The organism is Neptunomonas sp. ABH4_499, from assembly GCF_056160565.1.
Genome location: NZ_JBSWXK010000008.1, coordinates 45,587 through 61,643 on the forward strand (window position 1 = coordinate 45,587; position 16,057 = coordinate 61,643).

The 16,057-nt window shown below is 49.3% G+C and carries 12 protein-coding genes and 1 tRNA gene; 7 read left to right on the forward strand and 6 right to left on the reverse strand.

Translation table 11 applies throughout. The features are described 5' to 3' along the window. Positions 1 to 301 precede the first annotated feature (301 nt). Positions 302 to 2,026 (forward strand): hypothetical protein, encoded by a 1,725-nt coding sequence (locus tag ACXAF9_RS09945; protein ID WP_475073527.1) that lies wholly within the window; start codon positions 302 to 304, stop codon positions 2,024 to 2,026. Positions 2,027 to 2,128: 102 nt separating this feature from the next. Next, the gene (locus tag ACXAF9_RS09950) at positions 2,129 to 2,383 is read left to right on the forward strand and encodes a hypothetical protein (protein ID WP_475073529.1); all 255 of its coding nucleotides are present in this window, start codon (positions 2,129 to 2,131) and stop codon (positions 2,381 to 2,383) included. Between the two features lie 76 nt (positions 2,384 to 2,459). Here the strand turns inward: ACXAF9_RS09950 and ACXAF9_RS09955 are convergent, their stop codons facing one another. The 3 genes from ACXAF9_RS09955 to ACXAF9_RS09965 all read right to left on the reverse strand — a co-directional run bounded on the left by ACXAF9_RS09955 (position 2,460) and on the right by ACXAF9_RS09965 (position 4,697). Next, positions 2,460 to 3,302 (reverse strand): polyphosphate kinase 2 family protein, encoded by an 843-nt coding sequence (locus ACXAF9_RS09955; RefSeq protein ID WP_475073530.1) that lies wholly within the window; start codon positions 3,300 to 3,302, stop codon positions 2,460 to 2,462. Between the two features lie 76 nt (positions 3,303 to 3,378). Next, positions 3,379 to 3,454: transfer RNA gene (locus ACXAF9_RS09960), tRNA-Thr, on the reverse strand. Positions 3,455 to 3,833: 379 nt separating this feature from the next. Next, a complete protein-coding gene (locus ACXAF9_RS09965) occupies positions 3,834 to 4,697 on the reverse strand; it encodes a prephenate dehydratase (protein ID WP_475073532.1) in 864 nt (287 codons plus the stop codon). Between the two features lie 122 nt (positions 4,698 to 4,819). On the opposite strand from ACXAF9_RS09965, the gene ACXAF9_RS09970 reads away from it, so the two are divergent. The 4 genes from ACXAF9_RS09970 (at position 4,820) to ACXAF9_RS09985 (ending at position 11,913) form a co-directional block, all read left to right on the forward strand. Further along, positions 4,820 to 6,904: a sensor histidine kinase gene (locus ACXAF9_RS09970; RefSeq protein WP_475073534.1), complete on the forward strand. Its 2,085-nt coding sequence runs from the start codon at positions 4,820 to 4,822 to the stop codon at positions 6,902 to 6,904. A 33-nt stretch (positions 6,905 to 6,937) separates the two neighbouring features. Next, on the forward strand, positions 6,938 to 8,338 hold the full coding sequence (locus tag ACXAF9_RS09975) for a sigma-54-dependent transcriptional regulator (RefSeq protein WP_475073536.1): 1,401 nt from the start codon (positions 6,938 to 6,940) through the stop codon (positions 8,336 to 8,338). 337 nt (positions 8,339 to 8,675) lie between these two features. Then, entirely contained in the window at positions 8,676 to 9,707 is a 1,032-nt protein-coding gene (locus tag ACXAF9_RS09980) for a TAXI family TRAP transporter solute-binding subunit (protein WP_475073538.1), read from the forward strand. Between the two features lie 70 nt (positions 9,708 to 9,777). Further along, positions 9,778 to 11,913, forward strand: coding sequence for a TRAP transporter permease (locus ACXAF9_RS09985; RefSeq protein ID WP_475073540.1), 2,136 nt, complete (start codon positions 9,778 to 9,780; stop codon positions 11,911 to 11,913). Positions 11,914 to 12,183: 270 nt separating this feature from the next. Here ACXAF9_RS09985 and ACXAF9_RS09990 read toward each other — a convergent pair whose 3' ends face one another. The 3 genes from ACXAF9_RS09990 to ACXAF9_RS10000 all read right to left on the reverse strand — a co-directional run bounded on the left by ACXAF9_RS09990 (position 12,184) and on the right by ACXAF9_RS10000 (position 15,051). Further along, a complete protein-coding gene (locus ACXAF9_RS09990; RefSeq protein ID WP_475073542.1) occupies positions 12,184 to 13,464 on the reverse strand; it encodes an HDOD domain-containing protein in 1,281 nt (426 codons plus the stop codon). 216 nt (positions 13,465 to 13,680) lie between these two features. After that, positions 13,681 to 14,421, reverse strand: coding sequence for a YciC family protein (locus ACXAF9_RS09995; RefSeq protein WP_475073544.1), 741 nt, complete (start codon positions 14,419 to 14,421; stop codon positions 13,681 to 13,683). A 9-nt stretch (positions 14,422 to 14,430) separates the two neighbouring features. Beyond that, positions 14,431 to 15,051: a riboflavin synthase subunit alpha gene (locus tag ACXAF9_RS10000; protein ID WP_475073546.1), complete on the reverse strand. Its 621-nt coding sequence runs from the start codon at positions 15,049 to 15,051 to the stop codon at positions 14,431 to 14,433. A 105-nt stretch (positions 15,052 to 15,156) separates the two neighbouring features. On the opposite strand from ACXAF9_RS10000, the gene ACXAF9_RS10005 reads away from it, so the two are divergent. Further along, the gene (locus ACXAF9_RS10005; protein ID WP_475073548.1) at positions 15,157 to 16,056 is read left to right on the forward strand and encodes a TIGR01777 family oxidoreductase; all 900 of its coding nucleotides are present in this window, start codon (positions 15,157 to 15,159) and stop codon (positions 16,054 to 16,056) included. Position 16,057: the final 1 nt, after the last annotated feature.

The following is a 16,057-nucleotide window of genomic DNA, read 5'->3' on the forward strand; positions in this document are numbered from 1 at the left end:
TGAATATCATTATCTAAATGTTAATGATAATGAATTTCATTCTATATTTGAAAAGACGGCCAGCGCAAGCGAATAAAGTCCGCATAAAAAGTACCAGAAAGTTATGTTTGAAATGTCTGCTATTGGAGACGGTGAGTATCGAGGGATTTTACATCTCGAGTGCAATGGATTGATTTTTAAAGGAGTTCACGAATGCTGACTTGAAAGTCACGTGTGTTGCGATACACTCAATGTACTTTCATCTTTTTGGTTTAAACTGAATATTCTTTAGTGTTTAAACCTATTGGCAGGAACAGGTGTAGTGCGTCCTTCTCGTATCACAGGTATAGCCCTTTTAAGCTCTTGTATTGTTTTGTCTGGTGCGGTGGCTATTTCTGCAAAAGACAACCCGTTGACCTGTCGTCCCGATGGCCTCAATCAGCCCTTCTCGGAGCAATCTGCATCGCAAAGCTACGCTCTTGGTCAACGCTTTGAGTTTGGTCAGGCGGGGCCGGTAGATCCGGTTCGTGCATACCAGTGGTATTGTAATGCAGCCATGCAAGGGCATGAGCAATCCGAATTTAAAGTGGCATTAATGTTGTTGGAAGGCCAAGGCGCCAAGCAAGACATTACAACAGGTGTCCGCTGGTTAAATCGTTCTGCGTCTAAAGGTAATCATGACGCAGAATTATCGTTAGGTATCTTATTAGAAGATACCGACGCGCAAAGCAGTGCAAAGTTATTCGAACGTGCGGCCGCAGGTGGAAACCTTTACGCGAATCATCGCTTAGCTGAGCTTTATTACTATGGTTTGGGGGTTGAAAAGGATTGGGACAAGGCGCTTCAGCTTGCTCAATTTGGCTCGCAAGCCGGTTTTGAGAAAAGCCAAGAGCTCATCACCCGCATCCGCATCAAGATGGAAACCGCCTCTGAATCTAAACCGCCTAAACCTGTAGTGTCGGATGCTCCAACGCAAAATGAAGCGGTCGTTGTGGAAACATCGAAACCGTCTGTGGTTGAAGAGCCCTCTCTAAGTGAAGAGGTTATGGCATCTGAGTCATCAGTGATTGTCGATGAGTCGCAGAGTTTAGTTGAGGCTACTCCAGCCGAGCCATTAAAGGATCAAAAGCCCGCACCCGTTGTGGAGACGGTTACCGTCATAGAGTCCAACGAGCCTGTGATCGCATCGGTAGAAGCGAATGATTTACCAGATACTGGTCTTGCGAAAGAGCCGTCCAGTGTTGAGGTTGTGTCCCCAAGTCCTGCTATTGTGGATGAGTCCGTCAACGCAGAATCCGACACACTCGCACCGCACGTCCACCTTGAAGAGCCCCAAAATAAGGAACCTGGGTTCTTTAAGCGGATGATGAGCAAGCTCTCGTTCTCATCTGATGATGAGCAAGCAGAACCTTTGGATGCGCAATCATCAACGGGTCACTTTAAAGTGGTCGATGTGGCCACCATTGAGGAATCAGAGCCTCAAAAGCTGGATCAGGAGTCTGAACTGGATAAGGTAGTAGAGTCTGTTTCACAGCCTGAATCATCGGATGTTTTAGAAGATACGGTACCAGAAGCGGCCAGTATTTTGGCCGCCAGTGATCTGGATCAGGCTGTTGTAGCCATTGATAACGATGCTAACACGGTAAAAGCTCAGTCCGAAAAAGCGGCTGTTTCGACCAGTTCGCAATCAGAGTCGACAATGCCTGTAGCCTCTGAGCAGAGTATTCCGTTAGATGCCAAGGCTTTTCAGCGTTCGGCTAATTGGATCAATAAGCAACCTAATATGCGTTATGCGATTCAACTGGTCCAAGCCAGTCAGCCAGATGGCATGATGAAGTTTATCCAAGAGCACCAGCTTCAGGAATCAGCCTATTTTATTCACGTCGCTCAAGATGGGGCCGAGAAATACGTGTTGCTGTATGGCGACTACCCGAATAACCGGACCAGTAAAGCGGTCGCCAAGACGCTACCCAAAGCCGTGCAAGATAACGGTTATTGGATTCGAACCTTTGGTGACCTTCGTCGCAGCTACACCATAGATCCTTAATGTCTTAAAAACGATCTGGATTGCATTGATCGATGCAACTCACTGTTAATTTGTATGACATCATACTTTGTTTGAGTCTATATAAAAAATAACGAGAGTGTCATGGATCGTGTCTTACAGGTAGCTTCAATATCCGACTCGCTAAACAACGCACTAAAGGACCAGTTCAATACCGTCCGTTTGTGGGAGCAAGAAGACCCCGAAGCGTTCATTAACGAAAACGCCGATGCGTTTGATGTGCTGGTAACCAATGCCTCAACAGGGGCAGATGCAAGTTTGCAGGCTCGATTCCCGAATTTAATGTCGTGCTATCGCCACACACGGCCAGCGGTACGCATGAAACACGTGAGGCGATGAGTCAATTAGTACTCGATAATATTGCGGCCTACTTAGAGAGTAAGCCGTTAATCACGCCGATTGAATCGCTTTAGGTTCAATCGATCTTCATATCGAAATCCAGATGCTCCCTTGCGGATGCTAAAACATCCGGATCAATGCGAGGGGGTGTCAGATCGACGCCTTCTTCTAGCTGTTTAACGATGGTCTTTAATACCTCGACACGGGTGTACCATTTATGGTCGGCCGAAATAGGCTGCCAAGGTGCTTTGGTGGTCGAGGTGTAAGCGAACATGTCGTTAATGGCTTCTTCGTATTGATGCCAGCGCTGGCGATTGCGGATGTCCTCTTGGGTGAGTTTCCAGCGTTTAAGAGGGTTCTCCAAGCGTTCAGTAAAACGCTTGAGTTGCTCTTCAGGTGTGATGTTCAGGAACAACTTTATGATGCGGGCGTTATCATCCAGCAGCATACGTTCAAACTCGTTTATCTCTTGATAGGCGCGTTGCCACTCGTTGGGGGATGCAAACTGCTCTACACGTTCTACTAACACCCTCCCGTACCAAGATCGATCGAATATCGCGATGTGCCCAGGCGCAGGGAGCTTGGTTTGAAAGCGATACAGATAGTGTTTGCCTTGCTCGGACGGTGTGGGTGCACTGATGGGGTAAACGGTAAAGCCACGAGGGTCGAGTTTTTCGGTGATGCGTCGGATGGCGCCCCCTTTACCGGCTGCGTCCCAACCTTCCATCACGATTAGGGCTCGGCGTTTCTGATGAAAATACGCCTGCTGCACGGTCAGTAATCGCTTCTGCCACTTTTTAAGTCGTTTTTGATATTCCGCCTTGGATTCAAGGATAGGGTGGTCATCCTTACGGTTCAAAGAGGGCGGATTTGGTAACAGCGTAATGGGTGAAGGTGTGTGCATCACAATAGCTTCCATGTAAGTGTCTACATGAGCATAAGTGAAAGTAGATAAATAAAAAAGTGAGGAGAATCAACAAGCAGGAGGGTAAAAGTGGTGCCGGCACCAAGAGTCGAACTCGGGACCTACTGATTACAAGTCAGTTGCTCTACCAACTGAGCTATACCGGCACTGCTTAAGTGCGGCGTATATTAATGAAGTGATTTTTTAAGATCAAGCCTTTTTTCTAAAAATAATAGAAAAAATAACGCATTGATAACAACTGCTTAAATTGTCATCAAGCACCAGTGGTAAGCATAAAAAAACCCCTGCAGGGCAGGGGTGGAAAAAAGACAACTCAAAAATAGCCAGAGTTGAAAAGTAGGGATGTGATAGAAGAGTCATCGTGAAGAGGCGCAACACGATAGTCTATCGATGTTCACTATTGGATTTTATTGTGCGGTGCACAATAGTACTTTAGTACTGGGTATTTTAGAGCATTGTTTCACAAGGGATTTCTGGTGAAAAAATGTTCAAAAATTGAGTTTGTGCACTGCAATTGAGTTTCAGTTAAGCGTCAATCGCTGATCCGGGCTTGAAGCGAAACGGATGTGCAGGGTAGGTCCCGATAACCCGGACCTCCTTGGCAAAAAAGTCCAACTCTTGAAGGGCGTACTTCATCGACTGTTGGTGCGGATGACCGATCACATCTAAATGGAAGCTGGCCGCTTGCATCGTATCAGATGCCATATAACTCTCGAGTTTCACCATGTTGACGCCGTTGGTCGCGAATCCGCCAAGCGCTTTATAGAGAGCGGCCGGAATGTTGCGTACCGTAAACATGACCGTAGTCATAAAGGTGACACCTGGTTCCAGTTTTGGCATGTGGCTATCGCGTGCCAAAATAATGAAGCGCGTGGTATTGCCCGCTTTGTCTTGGAAATGCTCGCGCAGTACCTCAAGGCCATACAGTTCTGCCGCTAGGCTTGAGGCGATGGCTGCATGGGAGTGGTCATTGCGGTTTGATAGCTCTTCGGCGGAACCGGCCGTATCAAGGTGCGCAATTTGCGTTAATCCCATCTCACGAATGTGTCCATCACACTGAGCCAGTGCTTGCGGGTGGGATGAGATGGTTTTTAAATCTTCGGCTTTTGTGCCTGGGCGGACCAATAAGCAATGATTCACCGGCTCAAAGTGCTCATCAATGATGTGCAATTGGGTTTTTGGCATCAAGCGGTAGATCTCTTCTACACGTCCAGCGGTTGAATTTTCCAGCGGGATCATCGCTAAGTCGGCTTCGCCGCGCTCGACCATAAACATTGCATCGCTAAAGCTGTTGCAGGCATGTGCATCCATCTCTGGGTGAACATGGCGACAAGAAAGGTGAGAGTAAGCACCCGGATAGCCTTGATATGCGATTATATTCGTTGTCATGGTCGTGATAAGCTCATAAGCGTTGAAAAAAGGGCGCTCATTATGACATACCCCGCGCTTTCAACGAATAGGCTGAACACAGTTGTACTTTCATCACGCTGAGTAACAATAAGGCACCGTTCGTGACCGAAAAGAGTGTAAAACGAGCCCGTTTGTGGGGTGCTCTGATTATCGTGGTTGGAGTTTTGCTCAGTTGGCAGACCTACCGGTTCAGCAAAACTCAGGAGCTTGAAAACTATCATCAAGTTGCTTCAGAGCAGCTGCTTGAAACCATACGTTCATTGCGGGTTGCGGTGGATCAATTCCGCTATCTGCCGTTTTTGCTCTCACAAAATCGAGACGTGCAGCGCTTGTTGCTCTCACCGGACGAGACTAACCATTTTCGGGTCAGTCGCTACCTTGAGCAGACCAATCTGATCGCAGGTTCTGCCGCCTTGATGATCATGGATAAACATGGCCAAGTGCGCGCGTTTAGTAATTGGCGTGAAGAGGCGAGCCTTGAGCCAGACCGGTACGCCCATGCGTCCTTTTTTAAAGGCGCCCAAAAAAGTGAACAAGGCCCTTACTTGGTCACCGACCCCGACACCCGTCAGCCTGCTTACTACTTATCGGCACCGATCTATGCGAATCAGTCATTCTTAGGTGTTGCGGTGCTACGTTTAAAAGTCGCAACGCTACGAGAGCAGCTCTCTTCGGAGTTGAGCTTTTATGTCAGTGATCACGAAGGACGCTTACTGCTGACCAGTGCGATGTTTGATCAATCCGAAGCGTGGCCATTGGTGGATTTAACCTCGATGGCAGCCGGTGACTTGTGGGTGGATACGCTCAAGCGCGAAGGGCGTCTTTGGTTGGTGAACAAGGTAAAGTTGGATGACCTTAACTGGTTTGTCGGTGTGCTTATCCCGATGGATCACTTGCAATCCGTTGCTTTAGGACGGGCATTGGCGATGGCGGGGACGCTGTTAGTCTTGGTGCTGTTAGCCCTGTACTTGCGCGAAGCCCGGCTAAAACGGCGCTCCCAACGTGAGACGATGAGAGCGCACCTTGACAGTGAACAGCGCCAGCGAAAGATCATCAATACCGCACAGGTGGGGTTGATCACGGTCGCAAGCGATGGCCGGATTGAGTTCATCAATAATGCGGTGATGCGCCTCTTTGGGGTGTCGCAAGCCTTAGTAAAAGACAAATTCTTGTCGGAACTGTTTGATGATCTCGAGCAATTTGAACCGCTGGATCGCTGGTTAAAAATGCTGGGCCAACAAGAGTTTGCCCCGATTTCGGCTTATGAAATTGTGGGTCGACGCGCCGATGGCTCTACGTTTCCTATGATGTTTTCGCTCTACCCGCTCGGGCAAGGACAAAGTGACCGATACTTGGCCACCATTATTGATATATCACGACGAAAGCGCCTTGAGCATGCGCTGCGTGAAATGAATGAATCGCTTGAACATAAGGTGGTGGAGCGCACCGAAGCGTTAAAAGCGACCCAAAAAGAACTGTTTCAGTCCGAGAAGATGGCCGCGCTTGGCCGGATGTCGACGGCGGTTGTTCACGAGCTAAACCAGCCACTGACGGCGATGCGGAACTCGGTCTCTGTTGTGCATCGCTTAGTTGATGTCGGAACGATTGATGCGGCTCGCGTGCAATCAAGCCTAGGCTTTATGGATCAGTTGATTGAGCGCATGGCGTCCATGACAGGACAGCTTAAGAGCTTTGCCTACAAGGGCCGTGAAGCCACCCAGAAAGTTGCCCTTACGGATGTGGTGACTCAAATTGATAAGCAACTAAGGCCGCGTTGCGAATCGCTTGGGATTACTTTAAAACAAAACGCCCCGACGCCAGCCATCTACGTGATGGGCGATCATCAAAGGTTGGAGCAAGTGCTCGGTAATTTAGTCGGTAATGCGTGCGATGCTCTAGAGAGTATCGATCAGCCCGAAAAGTGGATTTCAATCGACATGAAGGCTTTTGGTGATCGTGTCAGTGTGTGGGTGTCGGATAATGGCCCGGGTGTTAAAAAAGAGGCATGGGATCATCTCTTTGAGCCTTTTTACACCACTAAGCCGATCGGAAAAGGTCTGGGGTTGGGTTTATCCATTGTGGATCAAATTGTCCGTGACTTAGGTGGGCAATTGCAGGTGGCGCCTAATGAGCCGAAGGGCTTAGTGATGAAAGTCACTTTACCCTGTGCCGTGGCGGGGCAATAAGGTTTTAACTTCGATGAGGAGTGTTTCGATTTAATGAGTGCTGGGCAGGTAAGTGTAGAAGTCGTTTTGGTCGACGATGAACCTATGGTTCGCGAATCCACGTTACAGTGGTTAGAGGTCTGCGGATACAAAGTCAGCCCGTTTGGGGAGGCAAAGACGGCGCTTGAACACCTAAAAGGACTGTATGAAAGCCAAAGCATAGCGATTGTCGTTACCGATGTTCGAATGCCCGAGATGGACGGCTTGGCTTTATTGGATACAGTGCTTCGCGAGATGCCGGGTATCCCTGTGGTGCTGCTGACCGGCCACGGAGATGTGGATATGGCGATCAAGGCGATGCGTGATGGAGCTTACGATTTCATTGAAAAGCCTTATGTGCCGGAGCGCTTAACCGAAACCGTGCAGCGTGCTGGCGACAAGCGTCGATTAATCCTTGAGAATGCCCGCCTTCAAGCGGCGCTCACCCAGCAAGGTGGCTTGGATACCCAAATCATCGGGATCAGCCCATCGATCCAGCGGTTACGCAAAGACTTACTTAAGCTTGCCAGCTTAGATACCAATGTCATTGTTTACGGTGAAACCGGTACGGGTAAGGAGTTAATCGCCCAATGTCTTCATCAGCAGAGTCAGCGTCATGCGGCGCATTTTGTGCCGATCAACTGTGGCGCGATACCCGAGAGCTTGATGGAAAGTGAGTTATTCGGTCACGAAGCGGGTGCCTTTACCAGCGCTGCAAAAAAGCGCATCGGTAAATTTGAGTATGCGGATAAGGGCACTTTGTTCTTGGATGAGATTGAGAGCATGCCGCCGCCTTTACAGGTGCGAATGCTGCGAGCCCTGCAAGAAGGCGTTGTTGAGCGACTCGGGTCTAATGAGTCGATTCCGGTCGATGTGAGGGTGATTGCTGCGTCCAAAGTGGATCTTCGGTTGGATGAATCCTTCCGGGAGGATCTTTTCTACCGTTTGAATGTATCGCAACTCTACATACCGCCGCTTCGAGAGCGGATGGAAGATGTCCCGCTTCTGTTCAGTCATTATGTGCGTTTGGCTTCCAATAAAAGCGGGGGAGATGACAAGCCGCGTCCGGTCTCGGATCACGATCTTCTGGCGCTGGCCAGTCACCCTTGGCCTGGTAATGTTCGCGAGCTTAAAAACGTCGCGATCCGTTTTGCGCTAGACACTGAGTTGTCGGTAGCCTCAATTTTATCGGCGACGGACCGGGCTCATCTTTCGACGAAGCCAAGGGCGGTTCAAACGGCGCTGCCTTTATCAGTGCAGGTCGCTGAATTTGAATCAGGTATTCTTCGGGAAACCTTAAAGCGTCACCAAGGCAACATCAAAGCGGTGATGGAAGAGTTGGATTTACCTCGCAGGACGCTTAATCAGAAAATGGTCCGTTATGGCCTGAATCGCGGCGATTTTGTGGAAGAGTAAGAGCAACAACGAATCGGCCAAAATTAGCCTATGTAAACGCTGTATGATCGATTTGATGCGTTTTCGTCATGAACGTCGATCAATATGCATCAAACGTGTTGGTAAAAAGCGATAAGTGGCTTTGGTTAATGAATAGGCCATTTTTTGCTTATGGATTGATCGAAATCGGCGATTTTTTGCTGATTTCAAGGTATGTTAGATCGTTAAATAGACAATGCCTTGTTGTGTTTCGTCATAGTGGTTTGTTTTTAAAGTTGTTTTCGGAAATTGGCGCAGAGTCTGCTAAGTAAGTTTGAACCTGTTTCTAAAAACAATCACAAAAACAAAGGTGACAATAATGACCATCAGCAAGCGTACTTTGCTTAAATCCCTCTCTTTGGCGGTAGCTGTATCTACACTGAGCGGTGTGACCACACTTGCACAGGCGGCCGATGAAAAGCGCTCCTACATTTTGGCAACGGCCTCAACAGGCGGAACTTTCTACCCAGTAGGCGTTGCGCTGGCGACGTTGGCTAAAGTGAAATTAGAGCCCACTCAAGGCTTATCGCTATCGGCCATCAACTCGGCTGGGTCTGGCGAAAACATCAAACTGATGGCTGAAAATGAAGCTCAGTTCTCGATCCTGCAAGGTTTGTACGGCTCTTGGGCGTGGGATGGTGAAGGCAAGCTGGCTCAATCAGGCCCACAGAAAAATCTGCGCTCTGTGACCATGCTGTGGCAAAACGTAGAGCAATTTGCAGTGCGCACCAGTTACGTTAAAACCGGTAACATCGAAGATATGACCGGTTTTAAAGGCGAAAAATTCTCCATCGGCAGCAAAAACTCCGGTACAGAAGGTTCCGGTCGTACCATCTTGGGTAACTTAGGTATCGATGTGGATGGTTTTAACCTAGCTTACATGGGTTATGGCTCTTCGGCCGATGCTCTGCAAAACGGAACCATCGAAGGTATGAACATTCCATCGGGTGTGCCTACGTCGGCGATTACCCGTGCTTATGCGGCACTTGGGAGTGATCTTACCGTATTAGACTTTACCGATGAGCAGATCAAAAAAGCCAATGGCCAATACGAGTTATGGACGCGTTACACCATCCCGGCAAACACCTACCCAGGTCAAACTAAAGAGATCAACACCATGGCACAGCCAAACTTCTTGGCTGTAAACGCTGATGTCTCTGAAGAAGATGTGTACCAACTGACCAAAACCATCTACGAAAACCTGGCTTTCCTAAATGGCATCCACAAAGCCACTAAAGCGATGTCACTGGAAAAAGCGATTGCAGGTCTGCCTGTTCCGCTGCATCCAGGTGCGGTGCGTTACTTCAAAGAAGCCGGTCTTACTATTCCTGATCGCTTGATCGCAGAGTAATACCGTTTCGTAAGTGCCCCCAGCGCAAGGCTGGGGGAGTTTACCTGTTTTATCCTCTTTGGTGATCTCGATGTCTGATGCTGCGCAGTTAGAGCAAGATACCGCTTCGGAACTGAAAAAACTGGAAACCACGCAACGCCCTGAAAACGGAGCGGTGGGTCAGTTTTTGTACTGGGGTGGGGTACTTTTTGCCATCGCTCATATTTATTTCAACACACTGGGTACCCTATCGGAGCTTTGGGTTGCGGCCATCCACTTTGGTGGTTTTGCTGTGATGTGTGCTTTGATGTTCCCCATGGCAAAAGGCCATTTAGCGGGCAATAAAGTCATCTTGGCTATTGATATCGGTGTAGGCCTATTGGCGGTCACATCGGTGGTGTATCTGATGCTCTTTGAAGATGCGCTCTATGATCGTGGCGTCACCTTTGTTGGCAGTGATTGGTTCTTTTCGATTGTTGCGATCTTGATTGCGCTTGAGTTGGCCCGCCGTACCACGGGCTGGTTTATCCCAACCTTGATACTGTTTGCTCTGACGTATGTGTTTTGGTGGGGGCAATACATTGATGGGATGTTTGGTTTCTCGGGCTTAAGCTTTGAAACCGTGATGTACCGAAGCTATTTCTCATCAGAGGGGATGTTTGGCCAAATTGCCCGAATTTCATGGACTTACGTGTTCATGTTTATCTTGTTTGGTGCATTTTTGGTTAAAAGCGGGGCGGGTGATTTTATCATCGAGCTTTCGCGTTGTGCGGCTGGTCGCTTTGTTGGTGGCCCTGGGTTTGTGGCGGTTTTAGGCTCGGGTTTGATGGGGTCTGTGTCTGGCTCCTCCGTGGCGAACACCGTATCGACCGGTGTCATTACCATTCCGTTAATGCAACGCGCCGGTTTCCCTGCACGCTTTGCGGCGGGTGTTGAAGCGGCCGCCTCCACGGGCGGGCAATTAATGCCGCCGGTTATGGGTGCCGGGGCGTTTATCATGGCGTCTTACACGCAGATTCCGTACGTCGATATCATCGGTATCGCCGCACTGCCGGCGTTACTCTACTTTATGTCAGTCGGGTTCTATGTGCGCGTAGAGGCGATGCGCAGCCACGCGCACGCGGTCGAGATGGACAGCCGTCCTGTTAAAGAGGTACTGAAAGAGGGGTGGCACTTCCTGTTACCGCTGGTGGTTTTGGTGGCCTTGCTAGTGTACGGTTTTACGCCGACCTATGCAGCCGGTATTTCGATTTTGTCGGTGATTGCCTCCTCTTGGTTATCCAAGAACCCAATGAAGGTTAAGGATGTGCTGGATGCGCTAGCGCAAGGCTCCAAGAACATGGCCACGACCGCCATTTTGCTGATCTCGGTTGGTTTAGTCGTCAATGTGGTTTCCATGACCGGTATTGGTAATACCTTCTCGTTGATGGTGACCGATTGGGCAGGCGGTAGCCTGTTGATCACCTTGGTTTTGGTGGCCCTAGCCTCTTTGGTGTTGGGGATGGGGTTACCGGTGACTGCCGCTTATATCGTGTTGGCGACCTTATCGGCACCGGCTTTGTATAACCTGATAGCCGAGATGCAGTTGGTCGATATGATGGCCAATGGGGCACTCCCGGAAGCGGCGAAGATGATCTTTATGCTGGTGGACCCAGATAAAATCGCGGCGCTATCGTCCCCGATGTCGCCGGTGGATGCGCAGCTCTTGCTGGATAAAGTCCCATCCGACTTTAAAGGCCAATTGCTTGAGCAAGCGATTGATCCAACCACGTTGTCGATGATTTTGCTCTCCGCTCACATGATCATCTTCTGGCTTTCGCAAGATTCCAACGTAACGCCTCCGGTGTGTTTAACTGCCTTTGCGGCGGCGGCCATTGCACGTACACCGCCTATGAAAACCGGCTTTATGGCCTGGAAAATTTCCAAAGGTTTGTACGTGGTGCCTGTGCTCTTTGCTTACACCAACTTTATTGGCGGATCATTAACGGAAGTCTTTACGATCTTCTTCTTCGCCTTGGCGGGTATGTACGCGTTTGTCGGCTTTATGGAAGGGTATTTAGAGGGGCCGTTGAACCCTATCTTGCGTGTCATTTCGGGTGTGGCAGCGTTGGCACTGTTGTGGCCACATGTACCGCTTTGGATGAACCTTGTGGGCCTCGCCGTCTTTGCCGTGCTCTTTTGGCATTCACGCAAGTCGTCCCCAAGCCTTAATGAAAACCCTGCGTAAAGCATCCTAAGCGGGAAGGGTATCGAAAGTGGGATATCAGCCTTGCCGACAGTTGGGAGATGTTAAACTTTAAAGGGCTTCGTCAGGTGGTCAAAGCGAATTGGCGGGCGAGCCTGAATGAGTTTAACTCTCGCTGACTTGCAGCCGTATCCTGCTGGGGGGCGGGCTCAATCGACCAATGTGGAGGGTAAGATGGTGGATGGTTTTCTCTTCATCAAAACCGATTAATCGATAAAAGCCGAGTGTGCTAAACCATCAAACTCTGCCGCATTAAGCGCGCAGCATGGCCCGGTATTTCGGGGCGAGCAGAGCCCATCGGTGATAGCTCGATGCGTGCTTGATCCTTTCAAGGTAGCTATTTGAAAGCGAGCTTCGCATCTGTGCTGCAGGCGCATCCTCTCCCTCATGGGTTTTGCCCACCCAGCAGGAAGGCAGCAGTGCATCGGCAACATGGGCTGCGGTCAATGGCGTCATCTTTTGATCATTCGATAGGTTCGGTGTTGCGTGAAAAAACACCGATTCTGTAACACGGGCCGGAATCAACCAATGATTCAACAAGGCAGCCCCAAGTTCGCCATGAAATACGCCCAGTATCTGTTTTTCAGCGGTGTGCAGTGATTGCTTTTGGCCTTCGGCCTGCTGAAGTACTTTGCGGTAACTGTCTGGTTTCAGCGATGCCAGCATCAATACACCAATATCCATCAGCAAAGCACTTAAATAGCTTTGTTCTTGCTCCATGCTGGTGAGGTTGGCGTCTTTTGCGATCTCCTCCGCCAGTTGAGCCGCCACCATAGAGCGCATCACAACCTGCTCGAATGAGAACGCATCCCACGATTTGGCCATCGGGAAGACACGATAGATGTAGGCCAGTATTAATAATCCTCGGAGTTTGCGCGGGTCGACTTTTTTAACGAGGTCCGATGTACCCAATATATTGGAGTGGTGCACAAACGCTTTGGAGTTTACCCACAGCATCACTTGTTGAGTCAGCGGACTGTATTTCTCAAGAACCACATTCAGCGCATCAGCGACAGGTTCGTAAGAGCCTGCGGCATCAAATAACTGAATGGCCAGCTGAGCGGGCGGCTTAATGTGCTTACGTGCTCCAAGGTACTTTTGCACCATGGGGCGATTTAGAATTTGGTGTAGTTTTAGCAAGAAGCCTATTTGAGCAAAAACATCGGTGTAATCGGTGGGGTGCTCAAAAGTGCGGTGCATCAAAGCTTGTCTAAGGTTGCGTTCGCGGCCACTTTCAGCGGCGATGCCCACTTGAAATCGCAAAGTATTGGGTTGCTTCTTTTTAACTTGGCGAGCCAGCTCGTTTTTAAGAGCGGTTTTGATGTCATAGGCCAATATGATGGCATCCGTTGGCTGCTCGTTTAAGCGCTTAAGGAAGGCGTTGGGGTCATCCAGTAAGACCAGATCCCACTCTTTATTGTTATGACTTAACAGGTGTGACCATTTGGTAAAGTTGCCATGAGGGTCAAGTAATACGATCTTACGTCTGATCGTAATGGGCATAGCTTGTGCCTTAGGGGGGAGTAAAGTCATAACTGCTTCCTGTGCTAATAACGTATTACCATCCAATGACTGGAGGGTACGCATCCCAATCCTGTAGGGAGTCCTTATTATAAGTGATGCTTTTTTGAGTCACAATGGTCATTTAATGTCCAATTAGTAGACATTAGTGACAAAGAACTGTTCCCAATGCGACAAAAAAGAAAAGGCCGCAATCAGCGGCCTTCGAGGTATGGGGATAAGACGCAGTTAATCGTTTTTACGATCATCCTCTTGGGTATCGTCTTCATCCAGTTTTGCTGATTCTGCCGGAAGCTCTTTGGGCTTGCGTGTTTCGTTGCACATAACGCTGTACATCCGAAAACCAAAGATGGTGATCACGGTGCTGCACAAGTTAACAACAGCCATAAAGAGCAGCTCCAGCGTGTAGGGCAGGCCAGAAAACAGCATCTCGCTGGTATAGCTTAGGAAGATGTAACCCCCATATAAAATGCCTAGACCACCCAATAGCGGCCAAAAGTACATCTCAGTCTCTTCCCAGCTTTGTTTCAGGCTTTTCATCGATGAGCGACCTTCGATTACGCAGATGTAATCGGCAAAGGACAATCGAATCGCGACAAAGATGCCAGGGACAATCAAGAACAACATGCCGAGCGAGGTCGCCATGGTCATCAGCAAGTAAGTGATGAACAGGGCTCGCCAGCGGCCTAAGCCCTTATAGACCGCTTGGAACGCACTTAGGCGTTGACCATTGACCACCGAGTGAATGAACTCGATGGTGGCGGCGTGGTAGACCGGCAAGAGAGCAAAATTAATGATTTGCAACAGAAAGAAGTTTTTCTGGAGGGTTTGAGTGTCTTCAACGTTAAGAGGAAAAAACTCGCTTAACAATGCCAGCAGCAGCAAAAAAGGGAGCTGGATGGCCACAATGGTGAAGAAGTTCTGCTTAAAGAAGAACAGACTTTGTCGAACGTACTTTAAATAATCCATATCGTGCAATTACGCTTTTAACGGTGTATGAGTAGTCAGGTAGCGGTTTACGGTATCAACCACCGCTTGGGTGTGAGGGTCGACTTCTAGGTTGATCTTATTGCCGACGGCACGATCACCAAAGGTCGTGATGCTTAATGTTTCTGGGATCAAATACACATTAAAGCGATTTTCAACCACCTCGCCAATGGTCAGACTGCAGCCGTTTAGGCCGATGAAGCCTTTAGGCAATATGTACTGAAGCCATTTAGGGGCAACTTGAAACCATAAAACACAGTTGTTTTCGGTTTCGACGCGTTCGATCAAGGTGGCCATGTCGCTGATGTGCCCCGAGATCAAGTGGCCGCCAATCTCGTCACCGAATTTCGCGGCGCGTTCAAAATTAACCACATCCCCAACCTTCAGGTCGCCAAGGTTGGTCACCGCTAGGGTTTCTTGAATCAAATCAAATTGAATCTGGTTGCCTTCAAATTGAGTAACGGTCAGGCAGGTGCCATTTAGCGCGATGCTCGCGCCGGTTTGAACATTGTGTGCGTATTCGGGCGGAAATTCAGCCCGCAGTGTCATAAACTGGTCTTTGTGAATCAGCTCAAGGATCTTAGCTTTACCTTGGACAATACCTGTGAACATGTGACGTCCTGATTGAGTTTGATCTGAGTGGCGTAGCATACCGTAGAAAGGCAAGAAATACCTAGACGACTCTGCCTGTCCGCAAGCTAAGATGAGGGATCGATCATGCCACACTATTTAATCACCGGAGGTACCGGGTTTATCGGTCAACGTTTGGTGGAGCGCTTGATTGAGCGTGGTGACTCGGTGTGCGTTGTATCGCGAGACCCCAGCAAAGCCAAGTCCAAATTACCCAGCGAAGAGACTGCCATTACGCTTGGCGAGGTTACCAACTACGTAAAACGGATTGATGGCGTGATTAATCTGGCAGGTGCCGGCATTGCTGACAAACGTTGGAGCGTTCAGCGCAAAAAGGTACTTCGAGAGAGTCGTATACATCTTACGCGGTCCTTAATTGAATACCTAAAGACCGCAGGCCAATCGCCTCAAGTGTTTGTGAGTGGTTCTGCGATCGGTTTCTATGGGCCGCGCGATGACTTAATGCCTTTGGATGAAACCAGCAAAGCGATCTCAGGGTTTCAACATCAGCTGTGTGCCGATTGGGAAAGTGAAGCGCTGCAGGCGCGACTGTCCTTGGACACCCGAGTGTGTCGCATCCGTACTGGCGTTGTGCTTGGAGACGGCGGTGCGCTCGCCAAAATGAAGCTGCCCTTTAAGCTTGGCTTGGGTGGTCCAATCGGTTCTGGTGGTCAGGCGTTTTCTTGGATTCATCTTGAAGATGAGGTTGGCATCATCCTGTATTTGTTGGATCACCCGGAGCTTGAAGGGGCATTTAATCTAACCGCGCCCAATCCAGTAACGAATGAATCCTTCAGTAAAGAGCTCGCGAGTGCATTAGGACGCCCGTGCGCGCTTCGGGTACCAAGCTTCGCCATGGAATTAATGCTCGGTGAAGCCAGTGAGTTGGTTCTAAAGGGCCAGTTTGTACAGCCTAAAGCCATTCAGGAGGCGGGGTATGCGTTCCAATATCCCGATCTCTCGTTAGCGCTGGCGGCTTCTGTCTGAT

Excerpts from the sequence above, each read along its gene's own strand:
- ACXAF9_RS09950 (WP_475073529.1), top strand. The coding sequence starts at position 2,129 with ATGGATCGTGTCTTACAGGTAGCTTCAATATCCGACTCGCTAAACAAC.
- ACXAF9_RS09955 (WP_475073530.1), bottom strand. The coding sequence starts at position 3,302 with ATGGAAGCTATTGTGATGCACACACCTTCACCCATTACGCTGTTACCA.
- ACXAF9_RS09965 (WP_475073532.1), bottom strand. The coding sequence starts at position 4,697 with ATGACAACGAATATAATCGCATATCAAGGCTATCCGGGTGCTTACTCT.
- ACXAF9_RS09975 (WP_475073536.1), top strand. The coding sequence starts at position 6,938 with ATGAGTGCTGGGCAGGTAAGTGTAGAAGTCGTTTTGGTCGACGATGAA.
- ACXAF9_RS09980 (WP_475073538.1), top strand. The coding sequence starts at position 8,676 with ATGACCATCAGCAAGCGTACTTTGCTTAAATCCCTCTCTTTGGCGGTA.
- ACXAF9_RS09985 (WP_475073540.1), top strand. The coding sequence starts at position 9,778 with ATGTCTGATGCTGCGCAGTTAGAGCAAGATACCGCTTCGGAACTGAAA.
- ACXAF9_RS09990 (WP_475073542.1), bottom strand. The coding sequence starts at position 13,464 with ATGACTTTACTCCCCCCTAAGGCACAAGCTATGCCCATTACGATCAGA.
- ACXAF9_RS09995 (WP_475073544.1), bottom strand. The coding sequence starts at position 14,421 with ATGGATTATTTAAAGTACGTTCGACAAAGTCTGTTCTTCTTTAAGCAG.
- ACXAF9_RS10000 (WP_475073546.1), bottom strand. The coding sequence starts at position 15,051 with ATGTTCACAGGTATTGTCCAAGGTAAAGCTAAGATCCTTGAGCTGATT.
- ACXAF9_RS10005 (WP_475073548.1), top strand. The coding sequence starts at position 15,157 with ATGCCACACTATTTAATCACCGGAGGTACCGGGTTTATCGGTCAACGT.